Here is a 24,813-nt window from a genome sequence, read left to right as displayed (position 1 = left end):
TGCTTCGCTGCGCTCGCAATGACGAAGCGGGGCAGAGTCGTTCCGCTCTACCCGAAGCGCTGCGTGCCGCCCACCACGGTGCGCAGGACCTTGGTCTGGGGAATCGTTTCCGGGTCGATCCGGAACAGGTCGCGGTCGAACACCGCGAAATCGGCCTGCATTCCGGGCATGATCGCGCCGCGCTGCCGTTCCACCCGGCCCGCGTAGGCCGCTTCGCGGGTATAGCCCCGCAGCGCCTGGGCCATCGTGATGCGCTGTTCGGGATACCAGCCGTGCGGGTTGAGCCCGTCGATCGTCTCGCGCGTCACCGCCGCGTAGATGCCGGTCAGCGGATCGAGCGGAGCCACCGGCCAGTCCGAACCGAAGCAGACATGCGCGCCCGAGCGCACCATGGACCCGACCGCGAAGCTGGTGCGCAGCCGTTCGGGTCCGACGCGCCGCACCGCCCAGCGTCCGTCGTCGATCGCGTGGTAGGGCTGCATCGAGGCGATCACGCCCTGTTTGGCGAACCGCCCGATCGCTTCCTCGCGCAAGTGCTGCGCATGTTCGACGCGGAAGCGCCGGTCGCGCGCGCCGTTGGCTGTGGTAACCGCCGCCATCGTGTCCAGCACGATGTCGTTCGCCTCGTCGCCGATGGCGTGGGCGGTCACCTGCAGCCCGGCCTTGTCCGCGCCGGTCATCCAGGCCTTCAGATCCTTGGGATCGGTCACCATGATGCCGTGCGCGTGCGGTTCGTCGAGATAGGGCAGATACATCAGCGCGGTGCGCGAACCGAGCGAGCCGTCGAACACCACCTTGCACCCGCCCCAGCGCACCCAGTCATCGCCGCGCCCTTCCTGCGCGACGATGGCGGCCTGCCGTTCCCAGTCCTTCAGCGGGGTGAAGTTGTAGAAGCGCATCCCCGTTTCGCCTTGCGCGCGCAGGCGGCGGGTGTTCTCGAATGTGGACCAGTCGAGTTCGGGCACGTGGACTTCGGTCACGCCCTTGCTCAGGCCCAGCGCGATACCCTGCCGCAGGGCGGCGTCCAGCCGGGCCTCGCTCGGCTTCGCGATCGCGCGCAGGACGAGATCCTTGGCGGCGTCCTTGACGATGCCGGTCGGCTCCCCGTTCTCGTCGCGCAGGATCACGCCGCCCGGCACGTCGGCCGTGTTGCGATCGATCCCCGCCAGCTTCAGCGCCAGCGAATTGCACAGGATCATGTGGAGGTCATAGCGGATCACCGCCACGGGCGTATCGGGCGTCACCGCGTCGATCCACTGGCGCGTGGGCATCTTGCCGCCCCAGCGGTCCTGATCCCAGTTGCCGCCTTCCAGCCATTCGCCCTTGGGCAGCGCGCGCGCGGCCTGCGCGATCCGCTGCACGAATGCGTCGGGCGTCGCCGCATCGCGCAGCGAGGGCTGCGACAGCGCCATCGACCCGATGGTGAAATGGGTATGGCAATCGATCAGCCCCGGTGTCACGAACGCGCCTTGCAGGTCGATGACCTGCGTGCGCGGGCTGGACGCGGCGCGCACCGCATCCTTGCCGATGGCGACGATATGCCCGCCGGCCACGCCGATGGCGTCGGTGCGCACGTCCGGCCCCGTTCCCGTCCACACCGCCGCATTGACGTAGGCCACTTCCACCCCGCCGCGCGTGGCGGCCCAGACCCGCGCCGGCACGGCCGCCGCGACGATGGCGTTGAGCGAACCCGATACGAACGCGCGGCGCGTGACCATGATGGTGCCTTCCTGCTTTTTGCAACGATCATGGCATCTTCAGCGCGAAACGTCATGCTTCGGCGTCCAGCTACGGAATTGTCCGGGGGCCAGCGTCAGCCGCAGTGCCGCTCGCAAAGTTCGCACAAGGCATGGATGATCCCGCGCACCACGGGATCGCGCAGGCTGTAGAAGCGGGTCTGCGCGGCGCCCCGGGTGCTGACCGCACCTTCGTCCCGCAGCAGCGCCAGATGTTGCGAGACCGAGGATTGCGACAGGCCCGACAGATCGACCAGTTCGTTGACCGAAACCTCGCCCTCATCCATCCGGCACAGCATCAGCAGGCGCTCCGGATGGCTCATCAGCTTCAGCCGTGCCGCCATCGCGTTGGCGTTGGATTTGAGGTCCGAACGATCGGCCGGCGTCATGATGGAGACTCCGCCAGAGGATGGCCGTCATCGCGCAGGACGATGTAGATCGCGGGAATCACGAGGACGGTGAGCAGGGTCGAGGAGGCCAGCCCGAACAGCAGCGAGATGGCGAGGCCCTGGAAGATCGGATCGGTCAGGATCACCGAAGCGCCGATCATGGCCGCGGCCGCCGTCAGCACGATCGGCTTGAAGCGGATCATCCCGGCCTCCAGCAAGGTCTGGCGCAGGCTCTTGCCCGGTGATCGGGTGTGCCGGATGAAATCGACGAGCAGGATCGAATTGCGCACGATGATGCCGGCCAGCGCAATGAAGCCGATCATCGACGTGGCGGTGAACGGCGCCCGGAACAGCAGGTGGCCAAGCACGATGCCGACCAGAGTCAGCGGGATCGGGGTCAGGATGACCAGCGGGATCGTGAAGCTGCGGAACTGGCCCACGACCAGCACGTAGATGCCCAGCAGCGCGACCATGAACGCCCCGCCCATGTCGCGGAAGGTCACCCAGGTGATTTCCCATTCGCCGTCCCACAGCAGCGACGGCCTGCTTTCGTCCTCGGGCTGGCCGTGCAGGATGACTTCGGGCCTGGTCAGGCCGTGCGCCTTCCAGTCGAAGCTGTCGATGGCGTCGTCAACCGCCAGCATGCCGTAGATCGGCGCTTCGTAGCGCCCGGCGAGTTCGGCCGTGACCATCGTTGCCCCGCGCCCGTCGCGCCGGAATATCGCCTGTTCGCCCGGCACCATCTTCGCGGTGACCAGTTCACCCAGCGCGATCAACTGCCCGGTCGGTGTCGTCGCGACGGGGGTTGCCGCCAGTGCCGACGACCATGACCGTTGCGATTGATCGAGCGAGAGCTCGATGGGCAAGGGATCGTGATCGGCCGCGCGGGGAGCGTAGCCGACGACCTGCGTCCCCAGCAGTGCCCCGATGCTGTCAAAGAGCTGGCGTTCGGACAGGCCATAGTGATCGAGCTTCGCGCGGTCAGGGATCAGTTTCAGCGTGGGCCGGGGCGCGCCGAAGCTGTTGTCGACATCGACGATATAGGGCACCGACCGGAAGATCGCCTCCACCTGCTTCGCCGTCTTTTGCCGCGTTGCCTCGTCGGGGCCGTAGATTTCGGCGAGCAAGGTGGCGAGCACCGGCGGCCCCGGCGGCGTTTCGACCACCTTGAGCGATCCGCCCGCCGGCAGGGGAATGGCCCGGAGCTTCTCGCGCAGCGCCACCGCGATCTCGTGGCTTGAGCGCGAGCGGTCGCCCTTGGGCAGAAGCGTGACCATCAGGTCGCCCATTTCGGGCTGGTTGCGCAGGAAGTAGTGCCGCACCAGCCCGTTGAAGTTGAACGGCGCGGACGTGCCGGCATAGGCTTCCATCGACACGACTTCGGGCACGCCGCGCGCCACGGCCGCCGCCTGTTCCAGCACGCGCGACGTCATTTCCAGGCTGGTGCCTTCGGGCAGGTCGGCAACGAGCTGGACCTCGCTCTTGTTGTCGAAGGGCAGCAGCTTCACGGTCACGGCCTTGAAGTAGAACATCGAGCAGGCGACGAGGGTGGCCACGCCCACGCCGATCAGGAAGCGCTTGGCGCTTTGCGGCGTGGCGATGACGCGGGCGGCATAACGCTTGTAGAGCGCGCCCAGCTTGCCCCCGTGTTCGTCCCCGTGCCCCTGCGACAGCGTCTGGCGCGCGAAGCGGATCATCAGCCAGGGCGCGATGATGACGGCGACGAAGAACGAGAAGATCATCGCGGCGGAGGCGTTGATCGGGATCGGCGCCATGTACGGCCCCATCAGGCCCGACACGAACAGCATCGGCAAGAGCGCGGCAACGACGGTCAGCGTGGCGATGACCGTCGGGTTGCCGACTTCGGCGACCGCCTCGACCGCGGCGGTGATGCGGTCGCGGCCGTCGTGCATGCCCCAGTGCCGGGCGATGTTCTCGATCATGACGATCGCGTCGTCGACCAGAATGCCGATCGAGAAGATCAGGGCGAACAGGCTGACGCGGTTGATCGTGAAGCCCATCACGTTCGAGGCGAACATGGTCAGCATGATCGTCGTGGGGATGACGATCGCCGTCACGCCGGCTTCGCGCCACCCGATCGCGAAGCCGATCAGGATGACGATCGATACCGTGGCCAGGGCGAGGTGGAAGATCAGCTCGTTGGCCTTTTCGTTGGCGGTTTCGCCGTAATTGCGCGTGACGGCTACATCGACGCCAGCCGGGATCAGCGTGCCCTTGAGCGTATCGATGCGTTGCACCACCTGTTCGGACACGGTCACCGCGTTGGCGCCCGCCCGCTTGGCGACGGCAAGGCTGACGGCGGGGGCCATCGACCAGACGCCTTTCCCGTCCTTGGTGTCGGCCCTGGCCCAGCGCCAGGAACGGGCCTGGTCCTGCGTCGGCGTCTGTTCCACGCGCGCCACGTCGCCCAGCAGGACCGGGGCGCCTGTCGCCGAGCGGACGGTCAGCGCGGAAAGCTCCTGCGCATCGCGGAGCGTCTGCCCCGCCACGACCAGCGCGGCCGATCCGCCTTCGCGCACAGTGCCCGCGGGGAAGACGCGGTTCGCCTGCGAAACGGCTTCGATCAGGTTGCCCAGAGGCACGCGGTAGAGCGCCAGCCTGGCCGGATCGGGGATCACGCGCAGCGCCATGCGCTGCCCGCCGGTGATGAAGGTAAGGCCGACGTCATCGACCTTGGCGACCTCGGTCCTGAGCTTGCCGGCCAGTTCGGCCAGCGCCTGATCGTCCCATTGGCCGGCGGCGCCGGGCTTCGGCGTCAGGGTCAGCACCACGATGGGCACGTCGTTGATCCCGCGCACCGTCACTTGCGGCGCGGGAATGCCCACGGGAATGCGATCCTTGTTGGCCTCGATCTTCTCGTTGATGCGGATCGCGGCATCTTCGGGATTGGAGCCGACAAGGAAGCGCGCCGTGACCATCACGCCGTTGTCCTGCGCCTGGGTATAGACGTGCTCCACGCCGTCCACGCTCTTGACGATCGTTTCCAGCGGCTTGGCCACCAGTTCCACCGCCTGCGAGGCCGATAGCCCCGGCGCCTGGACCATGATGTCGACCATCGGCACCTTGATCTGCGGCTCCTCTTCGCGCGGGATCGTGATCGTGGCGATGAGGCCGACGATGATCGCGGCAAGCAGGAACAGGGGGGTGAGCGGCGACTGGATCGTGGCGCGCGTCAGCCTGCCGGAAATGCCCAGGTTCATTAGCGGTCGGCTCCCTTGCCCGTGTCCGCAACGATGGTGTCGCCCGGATTGGCGCCAGAGAGGATTTCGACCCTGTCCGCCTGTTCGACGGGCGCGGTCTGGACGGGAACCTGGGTTGCGCTGCCGTCCTTCGCCAGAACGGTCAGGTAATCGATGCCATAGCGTGTGGTGACGAAACGGGCCGGCACGACCAGCGCCTTGCGCGTCCCGATCTCGACGCGCGCCGCCACGCGCCGCCCGATCAGGCTGTTGTCGATGCCCGGCATGTCGACGTCGGCCATCACCTTGCCGGCGTTGACCGAGGGATAGACCTTGATCACCCGGCCTTCGCCCATGCCCGCCGCGGACACCCGCGATCCGGCATGGGCCTTGCCGGCGAGCGATTCGGGCATTTCGAGCCGGACGATCGTCGGCCCGGCGGTGATCACCGCGATGACCATGCCGGGGGCAACCGGCGCGCCGGCGGGCACGTCGGCGCGCAGCACCCGGCCAGCGGTCGGCGCGACGACCGTGCCTTGCCCCGCCACCGCGCCCACGGCGGCCTGCTGCGCTTGCGCGGCGCGGACCTGCGCCTGCGCGGCGCTGGCTGCGGCTTGCGCCTGATCGAGCCGGGCCTTGGCATAGACGCCGTTGTCGTGAAGGAACTTTACGCGCTGGAGGTCTGCCGCGGCCTGCGCCGCCTGTGCCTGCGCGGCCGCTGCCTGCGCGCCATAGGCGCCGGCCTGGAACCCTAGCTGGCTATCGACGATCCGGCCGATCGCCTGCCCTTTCGCGACCGTGTCCCCCGCCTTGACCGTCAGCGTGCTCAGGATGCCGGGGATGCGCGCCATCACCTGCGCCTGGTCGACCGTGGCGATTTCGGCGCTGACGTCCTGCCATGCCGTGGTGTCCTGCATGGCAAGCGTGAGGCGAGGGCCGGCGGGGGCCTTCGCCGTCTGCGTGGTTTCGCCGCTGTCGGCGCAGCCGGCGAGAGGCAGCCCGAACGCCGTCGCCATGCCGATGGCGGCGAAAGCAAACAGATGTCCCCGCATGTCCCTGTTCGTTCCGAAACCGAAAACCATGGCGTGCGCCTTCCTCCAGCGGGCTGCGCGCGGCGTTGGGCGACAGCCTCAATACATTATCACTTGCTCATATCCTAAATACCTTATATAAGTCAAGAACGATACATAGCGCGCCTGGAGTGATCCGGTCGATCGGGGTGAGCGCCGCGAGGGTTCCAGGCCCGCCGCCAGCTTACGGGAGAATGAGCAATGTCGTTGCCGCAGATTATCGTTCTGGGTGCCGGACTTGGGGGCACCATCGCCGCCTACGAAATCCGCGATGCCGTGAAGGGCAAGGCGCAGGTCATGGTGGTCAATGACCAGGACGACTACTGGTTCGTGCCGTCGAACCCGTGGGTTGCGGTGCGGTGGCGCGAACCGGACGCGATCAAGGTGCATCTGCCGCCGATCATGGCCAAGAAAGGCATCGGGTTCACCGCCGTCGGGGCGCGGCGCGTCCACCCTGCCGAGAACCGCGTCGAGCTGAACGACGGAACCTCGCTGCTTTACGACTATCTGGTTATCGCGACCGGTCCCGAACTGGCGTTCGATGAAATCGAGGGCCTCGGCCCCGATGGTTTCACCCAGTCGGTCTGCCGCACCGACCACGCGGCACACGCGGCCGACGCCTTCGACCGCTTCTGCGAAAACCCCCGGCCGATCGTGGTCGGCGCGGCGCAAGGCGCTTCCTGCTATGGCCCGGCTTACGAATTCGCCCTCATCCTCGATACCGAACTGCGCCGCCGCAAGATCCGCGATCAGGTGCCGATGACCTACGTCAGCCCGGAACCCTATGTCGGCCATCTCGGGCTCGATGGGGTGGGCGACACCAAGACGCTGCTGGAGAGCGAACTGCGCGATCGGCACATCAAGTGGATCACCAGCGCCCGCATCACTAAGGTGGAAGAGGGCACGATGCATGTGGAAGAGGTGGCGGACGACGGGTCGGTGAGGTCCGTCCATGCGCTGCCTTTCGGCTATTCGATGATCCTGCCGGCCTTTCGTGGCGTCGCCGCCGTGCAGGGGATCGAGGGGCTGACCAATCCGCGCGGCTTCATCCTTGCCGACAAGCACCAGCGCAATCCCACATTCCGCAACGTCTATTCGCTGGGCGTATGCGTGGCAATTCCACCGGTCGGCCCTACGCCGGTGCCGGTGGGAGTGCCCAAGACCGGGTTCATGATCGAATCGATGGTCACCGCGATCGCGCGGAACCTGGCGCTCGAACTGGCTGGTAAGGAGCCGGTCGAGGAAGCGACCTGGAACGCCGTGTGCCTTGCCGACTTCGGCGATGGCGGGGTTGCCTTCGTCGCCCAGCCGCAGATTCCGCCGCGCAATCTCAACTGGTCGTCAAGCGGGAAGTGGGTGCACCTCGCCAAGATCGGGTTCGAGAAATACTTCCTGCACAAGGTCCGTCGCGGCACCAGCGAGCCGTTCTACGAAAAGCTGGCCATGCACGCGCTCGGCATCCGCAAGCTGCGTTTCAAATAAGGGAGAGGTGCGATGACGCTTGATTCAGCGGTTTTCCGTTTCGCCGGAGTGGTCGTGCTCGCCAGTCTTGCCCTGGCCCATTGGGTTCACCCCGGGTTCCTCTGGCTGACGGCCTTTGCCGGCGCGAACATGTTTCAGGCCAGCTTCACCGGCTTTTGCCCTGCGGCCATGATCTTCAAGAAGCTGGGGATCAGGCCCGGCAGCTCCTTCAACTGACGCAGGTGTGACATGCCCCGCCTGATGCCGCCCAGGTTGCTCCCGGCCCTGTCGTTGCCGCTGTCCTGCCTGCTCTCCTGCGCCCTAGCCGTTCCCCCAGCCATGGCGCAGGACCTCGCCGCCGCCATCGCCGATGCCCTCGCCAACGCACCCGTGCTGGCCGAGGCCAATGCGGGCGAGGCGGCGGCGAAAGCCCGGCTGGATCGGGCGCGGGCGGAAAGCAACCCGCTCCTGCGGGTCGAAGGGTCCTATGGCGCCGGCCGGATCGACAACGGCGGCTTTTTCGGGATCACGGCGGACAATGTGAATCCGCTGGCCCTGCAGGCCACGGCGGAACTGCCGCTCTATGCGGGTGGGCGGGTGTCGTCCGCCATCGATCAGGCGCGTGGCGGCGCGGCGATGGCGCACTTCGGCGCCGAACAGGCGCGGTTGCAGACCATCGTCACGGCTGTCGGCACCTATACCGAGGTGCTGACGGCGCGAAAGCTCGAGGCGCGCTATGGCCAGCTTGTCGAGGAACTGACGGAAACCGAACGCCAGGCGGGCCTGCGCTTCCGGGCGGGTGAAATCGCGAGTTCGGACCTCGCCCAGGCGCGAGCCCGGAAGGCCGAAGCCGATGCGGGTTTCGCGCAGGCGCAGGGCCGGCGGACGTCGGCGGAAGCGACCTACCAGCGCCTTACCGGGAAGCCGGCGGGCGATCTGGCGCCGCTTGCCGAGCCGCCCGCCGTGCCGCCGACGCTCGACGAAGCCATGGACATGGCCCGCGCGTCCAATCCCGCGCTCCGCCAGGCCCAGGCGGGCGTCGATGTCGCGCGGGCCGGCACCCGTTCGGCGCGGGCCGAGGGCATGCCGACGGTGGGCGCCTTTGCCGAAGCCGGGCATGTGCGCGACCAGTTCTTCCCCGGCTACAAGGCCGATACGGTCGCCGTGGGCATCAGGGGCCGCTGGACGCTGTGGGCGGGTGGGCGCGTATCTTCGCAGGTCCGTGCCGCCGATGCCGATCTCGATGCCAGCGAGGCCCGGTTGCGTCAGGCCGAACAAGGGCTTGCGGGCATGGTAATCGATGCGTGGCAGGGTCTTGCGACCGCGCGGCGCATGACGGAGGCTTCCCGGCTGCGCCGCGATGCGGCCACGGAAGCGCTGCGCGGGACGCAACTGGAAGCGCGCGTGGGGGCGAAGCCGCCACTGGCCGTGCTTGACGCCGAACGCGAGGCGATCGAGGCCGAAGCCGCCCTGCTGCAGGCGGAAGGCATGCAGACCGTGGCGGCATGGCGGCTCAACGCGCTGACCGGGAATATCGCGCCATAACCGGCCAGCGGAGCGCGGCCTTCGGGATAGGGCCGGCGGCATCCGAGGAATGCCGCCGGCTTCCGGACATCAGGGCACGATGACGTAGTCGGGATTGGCGACGGCGAACACGGCGTCGCGGTCTGCGGCGGGCGGGTAGATCCACACGCGGTTGATCTCCTGCTTGATCGCCTTGGCCGCCTCGCGCGTGATCCGCACCTGCCGGTCCCAGCCTTCGGTGTAGAGCGCGCCCCAGTCGCCCAGGTCGATACAGGTCACGTACTTGGGCTGGCTATAGGGATGCAGCGGCAGACCGACCAGTTCGGCGGCGGCGTTGTGCCCCGCCACGCGCCCCAGGCTCAGCGCGTGCTGGCACGACATCGGGGCGACATTGCCGTCATCGTCCGTGCCGGCGTGCACCGTATCGCCCGTCACGAACACGCCCGGCGCGGCGGGCGCACGCAGATAGGCATCGCCGACGACGCGGCCGATCGCGTCATGTTCGCCGGGGATCTGCGCCGCCAGCGGACTGGCGCGCATGCCCGCGGTCCAGACGACGGTATTGGTCGCGATCCGTTCGCCGGAAGAGAGGACCACGGCGTCCGCCTCGATCGCGGTGACCCGCACGCCCGTCCGCGTTTCGACGCCGGTGAAGGCCAGCGCTTCGGCGAGATGGGGCTGCGCCTCGTCCCCCAGCGATCCGCCGGGGCGATCCGCCGTGTCGATCAGGATGACGCGGAAGTTTGCCTTGTCCCCCAGCGCGGCGCGCAGCCGGATCGGCATTTCCGTCGCCGCCTCGAAGCCGGTCAGCCCGCCGCCGGCGACGACGACGGTATTGCGCGCCTCCGTCTCGGGCTCGCCGGGCAGTGCCTTCAGCTGCACGTCCAGTGCGCGGGCGGTGGCGAACTGGTCGGTGTCGAACGCATGGCGGTCAAGGCCGGGGACATCCGGGCGGAACAGCTGGCTGCCGGCGGCGAGAACGAAGCGGTCATAGGCGATCGTTTCGCGCTCCCCGTCGCTCCGTGCCACGGTGACAGTGCGACTGTTGACATCGATGGTCTCGACGCGGCCGGCAAGGTGCCGTGCGCCCACGGCGGCGAGCAGCGCGCCGACATCGGGATTCATGTTGTCGAGCACGGCTTCGTAAAGGCGCGGGCGAATGACGAGCGCGGGGGCGGGCGAGATGACGATCACCTCCACGTCCTGCTGCCTGCCGGCAAGCGCGATGGCGCGGCTGGCGGAAAGGGCTGCCCAGACACCGGCAAATCCGGTTCCGGCAATCACGATCTTCTGGGTCATGGCATTTCTCCTTCTGTTGCTTTTTGCCGGGCGCGCTTCATCGTCCCGCGACGCCGCAGAGGGATGGCGTGCAGGCGCTTTCCCGGCGCGGCCCGGCAAGGGGGGCCGAGAAAAGACGTTCAGGTGGGGAGGGGGGCGGGCGCCGCGCGGGCGCGCCCGTTTAGTCCGGCACGTCGCGCGCCGGCCTGCCGCTCTTCGCGGTGCGGCCGGTCAGGCGTCCGTCGATCCAGGTGCTGACTTCGGAAAAGAATTCGGGTGGAGCCTTGCGGCCGAAGCGCCCGGCGACGGCGCCCAGCGTCTGCGCGGCCAGCGCATCGCGCATGGCCTTTTCCGCCTGCAGCATCACCGCGTGGATCGCGCAGACGCCGTCCAATGCCCAGCCGGGCGCATCGCCGCCGAACACGGCGCAGCGGCCGCGCACTTCCTGGCAGTCGAACAGCGGCTTGGCGCCCTCGATGGCGTCGACGATATCGAGGAAGGTGATCGCATCGGCCGGCCGCGCCAGCAGGTAGCCGCCGCGCACGCCCTCGCTGGCCTTCACGATCCCGGCCTTTTCCAGCTTCGGGAAGATCTTGGCGAGGAAGCTGGCGGAAACGCCCTGCAATTCGGCAAGATCGCGGCTGCTCATCGGCCGGTCTTCGTTGCCGACGAGCAGCAGCAGGCAATGGATGCCGTATTCGACGCTGGTGGTGATATGTGCCATGAACACGGACTTACCGAGTCCGCGTTCATGGGTCAAGCTAAAAACAGAGACTAATTTTGTCGTCTATATTTTACCGGCGTTCACGGCGCCAGATAGGCCTCCTTGCCGGCAATGATCGTGCGCAGCACCCGGGTCGCGTGAATCTGGTGCGGATCGATGGCGAAGATGTCGCGATCGATCACCACGAGATCGGCTTGCCGCCCCGCTTCGATCGTGCCGATCCGGTCGCCCAGGCCGATCTGGCGCGCGGCGTTGGCGGTCATCAGGCGCAGGGCTTCGGCCACGCTCACCTTCTGGCCGGGGGCGAGCGTTTCGCCGCCGCCGCCCGGCGCTTCGCGCGTCACCAGTGTCTCGATCGCCAGCCACGGCGACATCGACGGCACCACCGGCCAATCCGAACCGAGCACCACGCGGTCCCCGGCATCGATCGCGTCGCGGACCGGGGTGAAGCGGGCCATGCGTTCGGGGCCTACCGAGCGGATCACGTCGCGCACCGGCGGGCTGGGGAACCAGATGTAGGGCGAGAACTCGAAGGTAGCGGTCAAGGCGCGGGCGCGCTGGATATCGGCCGGCGTCACGAAATTGGCGTGGGCGATTTCGTGATGCGGGCCATAGGGGCCGTTGGCCTTGCGCGCCGCCGCCACGGCGTCGAGCGCGGCGCTGACCGAACCGTCGCCCGCCGCGTGGAGCTTCACGACCAGCCCTGCCGCATCGTAGCGCGCGACCTTTGCGTCGATCTCGCCCGGTGCATAGAGCAGCGAACCCTTTGCCCGGGCCGCATCGCCGAACGCCGCCGCGTCGGCATAGGGTTCCAGCATCGCGGCCGTGTGCGAATCCGTGGGCACGCCATCGAGGATCATCTTGACGCAGCCCATTTCCAGGCCCGGCCGGGCATAGAGATGGCGCTGGGTGATCAGTGCCTGGTCGCGGTCCCACATGCAGGCGCGCACGTGCTGCGCCAGCCCGCCCGCGTCGGCGAGCCGGGCATAGACGCGCGCGTTGGTGGTGGCGAGCAGCGCTTCCTCGTAGGCGGTAATGCCTTGCGCCAGCATCGCCTTGCTGGCTGTCCGCAGCGCTTCGACCCGATCGTCCTCGCTGGGGGCCGGAACCGTGTTGAGCAGGGCGATGGCCGCATTCTCGCGCAGCACGCCGGTCGGCTCGCCCTTGTTGTCGCGTTCGATCACCCCGCCCGCCGGGTTGGGCGTGGCGCGCGTGATGCCGGCGGCCTTGAGCGCGGCGGAATTGGCCCAAACGCTGTGCAGGCTGATGTCGTGGAGCACGACCGGCGTGGTCGGCGCGACCGCATCGAGCAGGCGCTTGTGGGGTGGCGTCCCGCCCATGGAGGAGGCGTCCCACTGGCCGCCCGTGATCCATTCGCCGGGGCGCGCCGCGCCCGCGCAGTCCTTGACCGTGCGCGTGATCGTGGCGGCGTCTGCCCCTTGCGGAAAGCGGCAGTCGCGGGCCTGCAATCCGGCGTCGACCGCGTGGACATGCATGTCGATCAGGCCGGGCAACACCGTCATGCCCTTGAGATCGACGATCCGTGTTGCGGCAGCGCGATGCGCCGTGACCTCGCTTTCGCTCCCAACCGCGACGATCGTGCCCTGCGCGATGGCGATGTCGGTCTGCCAGCCGGCGGGCGTGGCGACATGGCCATGGGTGTAGATCACCTCGGCGGGAACCGGCGGAGCCGTGCCGATGGCGTCCTGGAACTGGGCCGAAGCCGGGCTGGCGATCAGGGTTGCCAGCGCGATGGCGAGCGGACGTCTGGACATGGAGCGGCGAATCCTTGTGGCCGGAGAATTTCAGGGGGGGGGCGGACCGGCGGCTTGCGCCGCCGGCCGACCATCAGAAGCGCGTGGTCATTTCGATGCCGTAGGTGCGCGGCGGCGCCCAGCGCACCAGCCGTTCGGCAAAGGGAGCGAGATAGAACGAGTAGTCGCGGTAGCGGTTGTCGAACAGGTTGCGGCCGAACATGGCGATGGTCAGCCGATCGCCGGCGAAGCTGTAGCCCAGCCGCCCGTTGACCAGCACGTAGCCGGGCAGGCGTCCGTCGGGCGTGTTGGTCGCCTCGTAGTAGATGCCGCTCCGCCACGACAGGTCCAGCCGCCCGGTCAGATGCCCTTCGCCAAGCGGCTGCGTCACTTGCGCGCCGGCGTTGAGCGAGAGCTTGGGCACGAACGGCAGGCGCTGCCCGGCGCAGTTCGTGGCCGGGGCGCAGCCGGGGAAGTCGGCATAGGTCGCGTCGGTATAGCCCGCGCCCGCGTTGAGTTCGAGCGCGCGCACCGGCCTGGCGGTGACTTCCACTTCGAAGCCCTTGATATGCGCCGCCGCCGCATTGCGGATCTGGAAGGCCGCGCCGACCAGCGCCGAGACCTGCAGGTCCTTGTAATCGGTGTAGAAGCCCGCCGCGTTGATGCGCAGCTTGTGGTCGAACAGGTCGGACTTGATGCCGGCCTCGAACGACCACGCCTTTTCCGGACCGAAGCTGATGTCGGTGCTGCCGACGATGTCCGGGTTGAAGCCGCCGCTCTTGAAGCCGCGCGCGGCGCTGACGTAGAGGCGGGTATCGGGCACGACTTCGTAGGACACGCTGGCGTTGCCCGAAAGGTTGCTGTCCTTGCGGTGCAGGCGCGCGGAAAGCTGCGGCAGGGCAATGAACGAGGTGTTGGTCTGGTCGAACACCAGATCCTTGCTCTCGGTATTGACGCGCAGGCCGCCGCTGATCGTCAGGCCCGGCAGCGGCCGCCAGTTGGCGCTGGCGAACGCGGCATAGGCATTGGTCCTGAGGTTCGAGATGCTGGAGATCGCGCCGACGAAGGCGGCCGGTCCCGGCGGACCGTTGACCGTGGTGGCGCGGTTGGCGTCGGCGTTCTGGTGCAGGTAGTACAGGCCGATGAGGTAGTCGATCTTGCCGCCCGTGGGCGAAGCCAGCCGCAGTTCCTGCGTGAACTGGCGGGCGCGGTCCTGGAAGTCGGACGTGGACAGCGGGATCGGGCGGGCGTCGTCGTCGTCGATCAGGCGCGAACGGTTGTCGCCATAGGCGCTGATCGAGGTGACCGTGAACCCGCCGATGTGCCAGTCGATGTTGAGGTTGGTGCTCCAGATCTCGCGGCTTTGCAGGCTGGGATGGTCCTGCGAAACGGTGTAGGGATCGGTGAAGTAGCCCGGCAGCCCGGCGAGGCCGCCGGAAGTGTTGTCGGCCACCTGCCCCAGCAGCAGCCGGTCCGCCTGCTTCAGCCAGCTTCCCGAAAGCGCCACTTCCAGCGTCTCGGCCGGCTTCCACAGCAGGCCGCCGCGCAGCGACTTGCGGTTGAGGTTGTTGAGCTTCGAGCCGTCGAAGAGGTTGGTGATATAGCCGTCGCGCGTGGCGATGGAGCCGGCAATCTTCACGCCCAGCCGGTCGGTCACGATTGGCGCGGTCGCGAACAGGTTGGCCTCGATCGTGCCCAGATTGCCGAAGGCGGTGCGCGCATTGGCCTCGATGCCGTCCAGGCTCGGCTTGCGCGTGGTGATGTTGATCGCGCCGGCGGTGGTGTTGCGCCCGAACAGCGTGCCTTGCGGCCCGCGCAGCACTTCCAGCGTGGCGATGTCCGGCAGTTCCTGGTCCGCCGCGTTGGGGCGCACGGTCAGCACGCCGTCGACATAGACGCCAAGCCCGCTGTCGAAGCCGATGTTGCGCGTCTGCGAAACGATGCCGCGAATGCCCATCGCGCCGAGCACCGAACCGCCGCCGTCCTGGGTAAGGTTGGGGACCGTGCCGATCAGGTCGCCCACGCGCGCCACGCCGCGCTGCTGCAGCGCCGCACCGGTCAGCGCGGTGATCGAGATCGGCACGCTCTGCACGTTTTCCTGCCGCTTGCGCGCGACGACGACGATGGTGTCGAGCGCGCCGCTATCCTGCGCGCCGGTCTCCGCCGGTTCGGCGGCAAGGGCGGGCGAGGCCGCGATTCCGGCCGCGCAGATGGCGAGCAGCGCCGCGCCGCGATGGGTTCCCCACATGATCTAGCTCCCTGTTGTGTTCGTTGATCGGGCGATGATGGGAACCGGCACTGGGCGCGGCATCGCCCATTTGCGGTACGCGCTGTGCAATTTCGGCAAGAATTGTCACAAAGGCGGAAGCCCAGCCTTGCCATCGCCTGCCGCCGCCAACACCATGCCCCGTTGCCTTTGTTGGGGGTATGGCGATGCTCTGTTCCAATGTTCTGGGCGATCTGTACGGGGCCAGCATGGACCGTCCGCGCCTGGCCACGGCGCTGGACCGGCTGCGCACGCAAACCGGCGCGCGCAGCGTCACGATCCACTGGTTCAACCGCACGCCCGACCGCCTGCGCCATCGCTGGCTGGCGACTTGCTCGGCGACCCCGGCGCCCGCCGGCGAACTCTCGCTGCTGGACGACGTCAATCCGCGCACCATCGTCGCGGTGAATCCCGTCCACGACGGCGTCTATATGCTGGAGGACGACAATTGCCCGGATGCCCTGCAGGGGCAGTTCCACCAGTGGCAGGCGCGCCTGCGCGAACAGGGACTGGGGCAGTTCCTGGGCGCGCGCATCGCCATGGGCGCGCTGGGCGAGGCGGGGCTTGCGGTTCATGCCGGGGTCGGCACGCCACTGGCGGCGCATTGCCGGCAGGCACTGATCGACCTCATGCCGCACGTGCGCGAAGCGCTGCGCCTGCTGATCGAGACCGATCGCCGCGCCAATGAAAACGCCATGCTGCGGCAGGTGATGGACCGGATGCAGTTCGCGCTGGCGATCTGTGACGATGCGGGGCGGGTCCAGATCGCCAATCCGGCGGCACAGGGCCTGCTGGAAGGCCTGGTGGTGCGGGTGCCGGGGATGGCGGACACGGAATGGCGGCTGATTGAGGGGCTGCGTCCCTTGCTGCTGTCCGGCTCTCCCCGCGCGATGCGGTGGCGCAACGGGGATTGCGAAGTGCTGCTTCACGCCGTCGCCTTGCCCCGCTTCGCGCTGGAGCGGTACGCCATCGCGGCCGAACGGCCTGCCTTCGCGCTGGCGCTGGCCGACGCGGGCGGACCGCCACCGCCAGCGCCGGCCGACCTGCGCGCCTTTTTCGCGCTGACCCCGTCCGAGGCCGATCTGCTGGCGCGTCTGTGCGGCGGAGACGATGTCGCCACGTTCGCGCAGGCGCGCGGGGTTTCGATCCACACCGCGCGCACGCAGCTCAAGCAGGTCATGGCCAAGACGCGAGCGAGCCGCCAGGCCGATCTGATCCGGCTGGCTCTGGCCAGCCCTTCGCACCTGTTCGGGCGATCGAACTGAGAGTCGACGCCCCATCTCCTGACCGCTTCCGGCAGGCTTTGCCCGTTTCGCGAAACGAAGCCGCCGGCGGCTTGTCGCGGGCCATGACGCGGCCGGTGTTAGCGCGTAAGCACGGCGGCATTGTCGATTGATGCGAGGATGAAGGGCATGGAAGACGTCAGGGCAGCCATTGCGGAGCTGCAGCAGCAGGTCGCGTTCCTGCAGGCGGAAGCGGAGGCGCGCCGGCTGCTCGCGCGCTACATGTTCCTGTGCGACAGCCCTCTGCCCGAAGCCGGAATGCCGGCGGAAGCCCGCGCCGACGCGATCGGCGCGCTGTTCACCGAAGACGCCATCTGGCAGGGCGTGGGCGGGGCGCACGGCGCGCAGTTCGGCCAGCACCGCGGCCCGGCCGAGATCGCCGCGCACATGCGCAAGTTCTACGCCGCCGAGAATCCGAAGCAGATCTTCAACACGCACTACCTGACCGCCGAGCAGTTGCGCGCCACCAGCGCGGAAACCGCCGAGGGCGAATGGGTGCAGTTCCAGCCGTGGGTCTATGACGACGGGTCCTCGCTGATCCGGTCGAGCCGCCTGCACGTGAAGTTCCGCAAGACCGCAGCGGGCTGGCGCATCGCCAATTACCGCACCGAAAACCTGTTTATCGGCAAGCTGCCCGACAACTGGGCGCAGACCCTGATCCAGACCTCGGTGCTGATGGCGGGGGTGTGAAGCGGGGCGCCTGATCCGCGCGCTTTACCGGGGGGCGGAGTCCCTGTACCATCGGGCGACGTTGGCGTGATCTTCATGGCCTGAAGTGCGGAGGATGCCCGTGGTGGTCGCTCGACACAGCGACACGGTTCTGGATGTGGTGCGGTCCCCCAGCGCGGCCGCCTCTTCGGCGATCGCCGCATCGTGGTGCAGGTCCGTCCTGTTCCATGGACTTGACCCCGACCAGCACGCGGCGCGCGAGCGAGTCGATGGTGCTTTCCTGTCGGCCTTGCGGGCCGAGCACGAGGTCATGCTCACCGTGGCCGCGCCGGTGCTCGATCAAATGTTCCGTTCGGTCGGGCGTTCGGGTTGCGCGGTCATTCTGAGCGATGCGCGCGGCATCGTGCTGGAGCGTCGCACGAACGATGCCGACGCCGCTTCCTTCACCGCGGCGGGGCTGGTCCAGGGCGCGCGGTGGGGCGAGGCGGAGGAAGGCACGAACGGCATCGGCACCTGCCTTTACGAAGACCAGCCCGTGATCGTTCACCGCGATCAGCATTTCGCCGGGCGCAATGTCGATATCAGCTGCATGGACGCGCCGGTGCATGATCCGCACGGCCGGCTGGCGGGGGCGCTCGACGTATCGAGCTGCCGCGACGATCATGGCCCCGCGATGGCGGAAATGATCGCCGCGCTGGTGCGCGACGCCGCGCGCAAGATCGAGCGGGACTATTTCTGTCGTCACTTCGATGGCCATCGCATCGTGTTCCTTTCGGATGACGCCACCACCGGCACGGCGCTGCTGGCGGTCGATCGCGATGATCTGGTGGTCGGCGCGAGCCGGGCGGCGCGGTTGCGACTGGGGTTGAACGATGCGGCGTTGACGACGCCGCGCGCGCTGGGCCAGCTGCTCGGCGAAGGGGCTGGCCCCTCGTTCGAGGATGCCGATCGCGCGGTTCTGCGGCAGGCGCTGGCGCAGGCCGGCGGCAACGCCAGCCAGGCGGCACGCCTGCTCGGCATCGGCCGGGCCACGCTCTATCGCCGCTTGGCGCGGGCCGGCCTGACCCCCTGAAAGCCTCGGCCTGAACGATTTGCGCCCGCGCCTGTCTCGCTGGCGAGACACATCGGCATGGCCTTGTCCCGGCCCCCTCTTCCCCCCGTTCCGATCGCGTTCCTAGGATGCGGGACAGACGCCGAAAGACGGCGCCGGTTCAGCCAGGAAGAGGATCAGGTTTATGGATTCCGTCGTTCAGGATCGCCCGGTTGCGACGCTGCAGCCGCCCTTCGCGGCCCGTTATGACAATTTCATCGGCGGCACATGGGTCGCGCCCCGGGCCGGGCGCTATTTCCAGAACGTGTCCCCGATCACCGGCAAGGTGGTGGGCGAGATCGCCCGTTCGCAAGCGGAGGATATCGAGGCCGCGCTGGATGCAGCGCACAAGGCCAAGGATGCCTGGGGCCGCACCTCGGTGGCCGAACGCGCCGCGATCCTGCTGCGCATCGCCGACCGCATGGAGCAGAATCTCGAAACGCTGGCCACCGCCGAAACGTGGGACAACGGCAAGCCGATCCGCGAGACGATGGCCGCCGACGTGCCGCTGGCGATCGACCATTTCCGCTATTTCGCCGGCGTCATCCGCGCGCAGGAAGGCTCGATCGGCGAGATCGACCACGATACCGTCGCCTATCATTTCCACGAGCCGCTGGGCGTGGTGGGCCAGATCATCCCGTGGAACTTCCCGCTGCTGATGGCAGCGTGGAAGATGGCGCCGGCACTGGCGGCGGGCAATTGCATCGTGTTGAAGCCCGCCGAACAGACGCCCGCGTCGATCATGGTGTGGATCGATCTGGTCGGCGATCTGCTGCCGCCCGGCGTGCTCAACATCGTCAACGGCTTCGGGCTGGAAGCGGGCAAGCCGCTTGCCTCCTCGTCGCGCATCGCCAAGATCGCCTTCACCGGGGAAACCTCGACCGGCCGGCTCATCATGCAGTACGCCAGCCAGAACCTGATCCCGGTGACGCTGGAACTGGGCGGCAAGTCGCCCAACATCTTCTTCGAGGACGTGGCGCGCGAGGACGACGATTTCCTCGACAAGGCGATCGAGGGCTTCGTGATGTTCGCGCTTAACCAGGGCGAGGTCTGCACCTGCCCCAGCCGCGCGCTGATCCATGAAAGCATCTACGACCGCTTCATGGAAAAGGCGCTGGCCCGCGTCGCCGCGATCCGGCAAGGCAGCCCGCTCGACAGCGCCACCATGATCGGCGCGCAGGCCTCGGCGGAGCAGCGCGACAAGATCCTCTCCTATGTCGACATCGGTCGGCAGGAAGGCGCGGACCTGCTGATTGGCGGCGGCGCGGCCGATCTCGGCGGGGAACTGTCGGGCGGCTACTACGTGCAGCCCACGGTGTTCCGCGGCCACAACAAGATGCGCATCTTCCAGGAGGAAATCTTCGGCCCGGTCCTGTCGGTCACGACCTTCCGCGATGCCGAGGAGGCGCTCTCCATCGCCAACGACACGCTCTATGGCCTTGGCGCGGGGGTGTGGAGCCGCGATGCCAACACCTGCTACCGCTTCGGCCGGGCGATCCAGGCCGGACGGGTGTGGACCAACTGCTATCACGCCTATCCCGCCCACGCGGCGTTCGGCGGCTACAAGCAGTCGGGCATCGGGCGCGAAACGCATCGCATGATGCTCGATCACTATCAGCAGACCAAGAACATGCTGGTCAGCTACAGCCCGAAGAAGCTTGGCTTCTTTTGACCGTGCGCAAGGCCCGGCCCGCGCGGCCGGGCCATCCGCTTTCCCCAGGAATCCAAGGAGAAGAACCATGGCCAGCACCATGAAGGCCGCCGTCGTGCGCGAATTCGGCAAGCCGCTGACGATCGATGAAGTGCCCGTGCCGCAGGTCGGCCCCGGCCAGATCCAGGTCGCGATCCAGGCATCGGGCGTATGCCACACCGACCTCCACGCCGCCGAGGGCGACTGGCCGGTCAAGCCCAACCCGCCGTTCATTCCGGGGCACGAGGGCGTCGGCTATGTCAGCCAGGTGGGCGCGGGCGTGAAGAACGTGAAGGAAGGCGATCGCGTCGGCGTGCCGTGGCTCTACAGCGCCTGCGGCCATTGCGTGCATTGCCTGGGCGGCTGGGAAACGCTGTGCGAGACGCAGCTCAACACCGGCTATTCGGTCAACGGCGGGTTCGCCGATTACGTGATCGCCGATCCGAACTACGTTGGCCACTTGCCCGCCAACATCAGCTTTACCGAGATCGCGCCGGTGCTCTGCGCCGGTGTCACGGTCTACAAGGGGCTGAAGATGACCGACACCAAGCCCGGCGACTATGTCGCGATCAGCGGTATCGGCGGGCTGGGCCACATGGCGGTGCAATATGCCGTCGCCATGGGCCTGAACGTCGCCGCGATCGACATCGACGATGCCAAGCTGGATCTTGCCCGCCGGCTGGGCGCGACGATCACCGTCAATGCCCGCCACGACGATCCCGCCACCGTCATCAAGCGCGAGACCGGTGGCGGCGTAAACGGCGTGCTGGTCACGGCGGTCAGCCCCAAGGCGTTCGAGCAGGCGATCGGCGTCACCGCGCGCGGCGGCACCGTCGCGCTCAACGGCCTGCCGCCGGGCGATTTCCCGCTCAACATCTTCGGCCTGGTGCTGAACGGCATCACCGTGCGCGGATCGATCGTTGGCACGCGGCTCGACTTGCAGGAATCGATCGATTTCGCCGCGCACGGCAAAGTCCGCGCGACGGTGGAAACCGCGAAGCTGGAGGACATCAACGCCGTGTTCGACCGGATGCACAAGGGCCAGATCGAAGGCCGCGTGGTGCTGGACCTGACGGCGTAGAAGACCCGCGCCGGCGCGTCATTGCAGACAATTGGGCGCTACCCACCCCCAACCCCTCCCGCAAGCGGGAGGGGAGTGAGACTTGCGGCGCCGGAGGCGGCGTTAGTCGCAACGGGGTGGGCTTCCACCGCCGATACTATACCCGCAAGAAAAAATGCGCCCCCTGCACAAGGCAGGAGGCGCAGTTCAGATGGCAAGCCATCCTCGGGTCGCGGCTTTTCTTTGCCATGCCGGCGATGACACCGCCGTGACTTCGGACACAGACTCGATTTTTTCGCGTTCGCCAGGCGACGTGGACACAGTCCGGCGTGGCCGGAGCGGCAGCTATCCGACATCTTTCCGTGGGGGTGGTCCTTCCAGACACGACAAGATAGCGGTCATTCGGCGTTTCAATGGCAACGCGCTAATCCAACCTCGCCTGCTTTCGAAGGTCGTACGCCGCGCCCGCCGCGATGACCAAAAGGATCAGCGAACCCGCCAGCACTGAAACTGATGAACCATTGATGATCGCGGCGATCAGCCTGATTGCCATCAAGGATGCCAAGACCAGAGACAGCAGAGGCGCTTTGCGATTGCCGGATGCGATGGCGCCAATCGCCAATAGGCCGAGAAAAATGTTCCAACCAGCGGCAGCCCCATTGTCCTGTGAGAAGACGATAGGAATGGAAAGGAAGATCAGCATTATCCCGAAGCCGATCAAGAGCCAACGCCCCAATCCCGTCCAAGTGGCAATCTGCTCCTCGTCCATCAACGCAGAATGCCGTCTGGGTCCGCGATGTCAACGTCCGCTCTCCCCCCTCCCCGCCGTTGCAAGCCCGGCGTGGTGGTATGATCTTCCGTTGCGTTCGTCACCAACCCGCAAATCCGCGCTCACAATCCGGCTGCTCGGATCTGGCCCCATTTCACGCCGTCCTCCCCAACATATCAGATTGAATTCATTGGCAGTCCTCCAAAATGCTTGGAGGGCAATGTTCTTGACATGGGCCGTGCCAATTGCGTAGCAAACAAACATAACAATGCAGAAATATTGGGGGGTACAGGTGACCGGATTTACGCGACGCGGCGGGGGCAAGCCCGCGTTCCATCAGGTTTCGGTACTGGCCATCGGCTTGAGCCTGGCTTTGGTCGCAACGTCGGCCCGCGCGGCGGAGGGGCCGCCTGCCGCCGGGGAAACGGCGACCCAGGGGCTCGATGAAATCGTGGTGACCGCGCAGAAGCGCGAGGAACGGCTGCAGGACGTGCCGGTCAGCGTGGTTGCGGTCAGTTCGGCCAAGATCAACGAACTGCACGCGATCAGCCTGGGCTCGCTGGCCGCCTTCACGCCGGGGCTGGTGGTGGACGACAGCTCGGTCACGCAGCCGCGCTTCACCATTCGCGGCGTGGCGACCGACGATTTCGGCATCGGCACCGAACCCGCCGTGGCGGTTTTCGTCGACGGCATCTACACCGCGCGGACCGGCTCGGCGCTGATCTTCTTCAACGATATCGAGCGCGTGGAAGTGCTGAAGGGGCCGCAAGGCACGATCTTCGGGCGCAATACCTCCGCCGGCGCGATCTCGATCGTCACCAAGAAACCGGAAGACCGCTTCACCACCACCGCCAATTTCGATTTCGGCAACTATGGCTCGAAGCGCATCGAGGCGATGATCAACGTGCCGCTGACGCATACCCTGCAGGTGCGCGGCGACGTGCTGATCAACCGGCGCGACGGCTGGCTGCACGATGCCGTCACGGGCAAGGGCCGGGGCTTCATCCACACCACGTCGGGCCGCATTTCCGCCCGCTGGACGCCCGACAGCGCGACCGACGTGGTCTTCGCCTGGGATCATGACGAAACGCGCAACGATGGCCCGGTGGCGATCGGCATCAGCCAGGTGGCGCTGTCGCGCGATCCGTTCGGGCCGTTCACCAACGACGTGGTCGGCGGCGCGCGCGAAACGCGCCTGCTCAACGGCTATGCGCTGACCATCAACCGCGACATCACCGACGGGCTGAAGCTGACCAGCATCAGTTCGTACCGCCGCTTCTCGACCTCGAACCGCGAGGACGAGGACGGCACCAACGATCCCACGCGCTATCTCGACACCGACAATATCGAGAGCAACACGAGCTTCTATCAGGAACTGCGCCTTTCGCACGATGGCGAAAAGCTGCACTGGCTGATGGGCGGCAGCTATTTCAACGAGGTCGGCCACCAGACCAGCGCGGTGACGGCGCTGGTCGATTCGATCGATTTCGCGCTGTCGAGCGGCGGCTTGCCGCTGTTCAGCGCTTTCGCCGGCGCCGGCCTGCCGGTGTTCGGCAACACCTGGCGCGAGGACATGACCAACACCGCGCGCAACAAGTCCTTCGCCGCGTTCGGCGACGTGACCTGGGACGTGACCGACAAGTGGAGCCTGCGCTTCGGCCTGCGCTATACCAACGACCGCAAGACCTTCACCTGGTTCGCGCCCAGCGTGCAATCGCCGGGCCTGTCGGCGATCCAGTTGCCGGGCGCGGTGTTCAACGCGGGCTTCGACCAGCTCGGCCTGCCGCCGCTGTTCGATCCGGCGACCACCTATTCGGTGCTGCAGGTCTATCAGACGCTCGCTGCCCAGCCGTTCCTGGCGGGTGCGCCGATTTACCCCACGGGCAACCTGATCTTCAACGAAGGCGCGTTGCAGAACGTGCCGTTCACGCGCAAGGCCAGCTTCAACGACGTCTCGCCGCGCTTCGTCGTCAGCTACAAGTTCACGCCCGATGTCATGGCCTACGTTTCCGCCTCGCGCGGGTACAAGGCGGGCGGCTTCAACTCGCAGGCGATCAACAGCTACTTCCGCCCGGAAACCGTGTGGAACTTCGAAGCCGGCGTGAAGTCGGAATTCTTCGACCGGCGGCTGCGCTTCAACCTGACCGGCTATTATTTCCGCTACAACGATCGCCAGTCGATCTCGCTGGTGCAGAACGGCAGCACCATTCCGCAATACGTTACCACCACCGGCAGTTCGAAAGCCTATGGCTTCGATCTCGATACGGCGCTGAAGATCAACGACTACCTGAGCCTGTCGGGCACCCTTTCCTGGATCGATTCCACCTGGGCGAGCCGTATCGAGCAGGTGCAGACCTTCAGCGGGCCGATCAATCTCAACCTCAACGGACAGCCGACCGGCGAGCCGCGCCTCAGCAGCACGTTCGGCGCGCACGCCACCGTGCCGGTCGGCTTCGGCAAGCTCTTTGCCGATTTCAACTGGAGCCACCGTTCGCGCGCCCGCACCAACGCGCGCACGCCCTATGACGACGCGCTCGATACCGTGCTGGGCGGGGTGGACTGGACGAAGCTCGGCACGCTGCGGTCCTCGCGCGATCTGGTCAACGCCCGCATCGGCGGCAAGAGCGCCAACGAACGCGTGACCGTGACCTTCTGGGTCGAGAACCTGTTCAACAAGCAGTACATGAACGGCATCAACAACATCACCACGACCACGTTCGGCACGCCCTACACGCGGATTTCGCCGCCGCGTTTCTTCGGCGGCAGCGTGGCGCTCAAGTATTGACGAATCGGCGGCCGGCAAAAAGCGTCGCCGGCCGCGCACACGGGATCGCACCAAGCGAGGAGAGA

At 67.2% G+C, this 24,813-nt stretch carries 18 protein-coding genes; 9 read left to right on the top strand and 9 right to left on the bottom strand.

Annotation, left to right across the window (positions count from 1 at the left end; all coding sequences use genetic code 11):
* Nucleotides 1-47: 47 nt before the first annotated feature.
* The 4 genes from EH199_RS05830 to EH199_RS05815 all read right to left on the bottom strand — a co-directional run bounded on the left by EH199_RS05830 (nucleotide 48) and on the right by EH199_RS05815 (nucleotide 6,377).
* Nucleotides 48-1,718: an amidohydrolase gene (locus EH199_RS05830; RefSeq protein WP_124808331.1), complete on the bottom strand. Its 1,671-nt coding sequence runs from the start codon at nucleotides 1,716-1,718 to the stop codon at nucleotides 48-50.
* Between the two features lie 95 nt (nucleotides 1,719-1,813).
* Nucleotides 1,814-2,125 (bottom strand): helix-turn-helix transcriptional regulator, encoded by a 312-nt coding sequence (locus tag EH199_RS05825; RefSeq protein WP_124808330.1) that lies wholly within the window; start codon nucleotides 2,123-2,125, stop codon nucleotides 1,814-1,816.
* Nucleotides 2,122-5,346, bottom strand: a complete 3,225-nt coding sequence (locus EH199_RS05820) for an efflux RND transporter permease subunit (RefSeq protein WP_124808329.1) — start codon at nucleotides 5,344-5,346, stop codon at nucleotides 2,122-2,124. The genes EH199_RS05825 and EH199_RS05820 overlap by 4 nt, the downstream gene beginning before the upstream one ends.
* Nucleotides 5,346-6,377 (bottom strand): efflux RND transporter periplasmic adaptor subunit, encoded by a 1,032-nt coding sequence (locus tag EH199_RS05815; protein ID WP_124808328.1) that lies wholly within the window; start codon nucleotides 6,375-6,377, stop codon nucleotides 5,346-5,348. The genes EH199_RS05820 and EH199_RS05815 overlap by 1 nt, the downstream gene beginning before the upstream one ends.
* A 219-nt stretch (nucleotides 6,378-6,596) precedes the next feature.
* On the opposite strand from EH199_RS05815, the gene EH199_RS05810 reads away from it, so the two are divergent.
* Genes EH199_RS05810 through EH199_RS05800 form a run of 3 tightly spaced genes read left to right on the top strand, consistent with a single transcriptional unit; the run spans nucleotide 6,597 to nucleotide 9,401 of the window.
* On the top strand, nucleotides 6,597-7,877 hold the full coding sequence (locus tag EH199_RS05810) for an NAD(P)/FAD-dependent oxidoreductase (protein ID WP_124808327.1): 1,281 nt from the start codon (nucleotides 6,597-6,599) through the stop codon (nucleotides 7,875-7,877).
* A gap of 12 nt (nucleotides 7,878-7,889) precedes the next feature.
* The gene (locus EH199_RS05805; RefSeq protein WP_124808326.1) at nucleotides 7,890-8,093 is read left to right on the top strand and encodes a DUF2892 domain-containing protein; all 204 of its coding nucleotides are present in this window, start codon (nucleotides 7,890-7,892) and stop codon (nucleotides 8,091-8,093) included.
* A 12-nt stretch (nucleotides 8,094-8,105) separates the two neighbouring features.
* Nucleotides 8,106-9,401: a TolC family protein gene (locus EH199_RS05800; RefSeq protein ID WP_223806490.1), complete on the top strand. Its 1,296-nt coding sequence runs from the start codon at nucleotides 8,106-8,108 to the stop codon at nucleotides 9,399-9,401.
* 69 nt (nucleotides 9,402-9,470) lie between these two features.
* Here the strand turns inward: EH199_RS05800 and EH199_RS05795 are convergent, their stop codons facing one another.
* The 4 genes from EH199_RS05795 to EH199_RS05780 all read right to left on the bottom strand — a co-directional run bounded on the left by EH199_RS05795 (nucleotide 9,471) and on the right by EH199_RS05780 (nucleotide 15,384).
* The gene (locus EH199_RS05795) at nucleotides 9,471-10,679 is read right to left on the bottom strand and encodes an NAD(P)/FAD-dependent oxidoreductase (RefSeq protein ID WP_124808325.1); all 1,209 of its coding nucleotides are present in this window, start codon (nucleotides 10,677-10,679) and stop codon (nucleotides 9,471-9,473) included.
* Between the two features lie 160 nt (nucleotides 10,680-10,839).
* Nucleotides 10,840-11,382, bottom strand: coding sequence for an Rrf2 family transcriptional regulator (locus tag EH199_RS05790; protein WP_124808324.1), 543 nt, complete (start codon nucleotides 11,380-11,382; stop codon nucleotides 10,840-10,842).
* Nucleotides 11,383-11,462: 80 nt separating this feature from the next.
* Entirely contained in the window at nucleotides 11,463-13,157 is a 1,695-nt protein-coding gene (locus tag EH199_RS05785) for an amidohydrolase (RefSeq protein WP_124808323.1), read from the bottom strand.
* Between the two features lie 73 nt (nucleotides 13,158-13,230).
* On the bottom strand, nucleotides 13,231-15,384 hold the full coding sequence (locus tag EH199_RS05780; RefSeq protein WP_124808322.1) for a TonB-dependent receptor: 2,154 nt from the start codon (nucleotides 15,382-15,384) through the stop codon (nucleotides 13,231-13,233).
* 227 nt (nucleotides 15,385-15,611) lie between these two features.
* Between EH199_RS05780 and EH199_RS05775 the strand changes: the two genes are divergently transcribed.
* The 5 genes from EH199_RS05775 (at nucleotide 15,612) to adhP (ending at nucleotide 21,215) form a co-directional block, all read left to right on the top strand.
* Complete coding sequence (locus tag EH199_RS05775; RefSeq protein ID WP_124808321.1) at nucleotides 15,612-16,667, top strand: helix-turn-helix transcriptional regulator; 1,056 nt, start codon at nucleotides 15,612-15,614, stop codon at nucleotides 16,665-16,667.
* A 147-nt stretch (nucleotides 16,668-16,814) separates the two neighbouring features.
* Complete coding sequence (locus EH199_RS05770) at nucleotides 16,815-17,375, top strand: nuclear transport factor 2 family protein (protein WP_124808320.1); 561 nt, start codon at nucleotides 16,815-16,817, stop codon at nucleotides 17,373-17,375.
* 94 nt (nucleotides 17,376-17,469) lie between these two features.
* Entirely contained in the window at nucleotides 17,470-18,426 is a 957-nt protein-coding gene (locus EH199_RS05765) for a GAF domain-containing protein (RefSeq protein ID WP_124808319.1), read from the top strand.
* 163 nt (nucleotides 18,427-18,589) lie between these two features.
* Nucleotides 18,590-20,116 carry an aldehyde dehydrogenase gene (gene adh, locus EH199_RS05760; protein WP_124808318.1) on the top strand — a complete coding sequence of 509 codons (1,527 nt, stop codon included), beginning with the start codon at nucleotides 18,590-18,592 and terminating at the stop codon, nucleotides 20,114-20,116.
* A gap of 67 nt (nucleotides 20,117-20,183) precedes the next feature.
* Complete coding sequence (gene adhP / locus EH199_RS05755; RefSeq protein WP_124808317.1) at nucleotides 20,184-21,215, top strand: alcohol dehydrogenase AdhP; 1,032 nt, start codon at nucleotides 20,184-20,186, stop codon at nucleotides 21,213-21,215.
* 403 nt (nucleotides 21,216-21,618) lie between these two features.
* On the opposite strand, the gene EH199_RS05750 is transcribed toward adhP, so the two are convergent.
* Entirely contained in the window at nucleotides 21,619-21,963 is a 345-nt protein-coding gene (locus tag EH199_RS05750; RefSeq protein WP_124808316.1) for a hypothetical protein, read from the bottom strand.
* A 292-nt stretch (nucleotides 21,964-22,255) separates the two neighbouring features.
* On the opposite strand from EH199_RS05750, the gene EH199_RS05745 reads away from it, so the two are divergent.
* Nucleotides 22,256-24,748, top strand: coding sequence for a TonB-dependent receptor (locus tag EH199_RS05745; protein WP_190287151.1), 2,493 nt, complete (start codon nucleotides 22,256-22,258; stop codon nucleotides 24,746-24,748).
* Nucleotides 24,749-24,813: the final 65 nt, after the last annotated feature.

The sequence above is a fragment of the Novosphingobium sp. LASN5T genome (assembly GCF_003856955.1).
Classification (GTDB): Bacteria; Pseudomonadota; Alphaproteobacteria; order Sphingomonadales; family Sphingomonadaceae; genus Novosphingobium.
The sequence above is the reverse complement of the archived record's forward strand: the minus strand, read 5'-3'. Positions and strand labels throughout refer to the sequence as shown.